Genomic DNA, 551 nt, shown 5'->3' on the forward strand with positions numbered 1-551 from the left:
TCACTATTGGCTGCCAATAGTGGCGGAGCTACACAGAGCATGGTGCTACAGAATAAGAGAGCCTTTTTCATGAAAATCCACCATTAATTATCTGAAGAAGAGGCAACGATACAGCTGGTACCACTGCATTTGAATGTCAGCTTAGGTCGACCCCCATAATCATTGATATAAGTCAGTACAGGTGAGGTTCCTAGCATACTAGCGCTACCGCGCAGGGTGGCATTCCCCTTCGGTGAAATCATTACGGGCTCAAAATTACCTACTGTGTCACTCTTCAGATCTTTAGCGGCGTCAACAATCGTTACAAAGTAAGCGGGTGGATTATGGATTTGGTAACTATCCCCTACACGCTGTAGAGTGATTTTTTCTTGCCATGGGTTATCGAGATCACTGCGTGAAGCGTAGAGTGCTTTTGGGCGATAGAACAACTTAATACGCGTTTGTAGTGCGATTTGCAGGACATTAGGTTGGCTGCTTTTAGGGGGTATTTCACGTAAATTAAAATAGAACACGCTTTCTCTATCTTGTGGTAACTTCGTAATGTCTGGTAG

General features: G+C 44.3%; 1 protein-coding gene. It reads right to left on the bottom strand.

All coding sequences use genetic code 11. The features are described 5' to 3' along the window. Window positions 1–83: 83 nt before the first annotated feature. A partial coding sequence (locus ABN217_RS20095) for a fimbrial biogenesis chaperone (RefSeq protein WP_349459981.1) occupies window positions 84–551 on the bottom strand: 468 nt, incomplete at its 5' end.

The sequence above is a fragment of the Proteus sp. fly-1067 genome (assembly GCF_040139345.1).
GTDB lineage: Bacteria > Pseudomonadota > Gammaproteobacteria > Enterobacterales > Enterobacteriaceae > Proteus > Proteus vulgaris_B.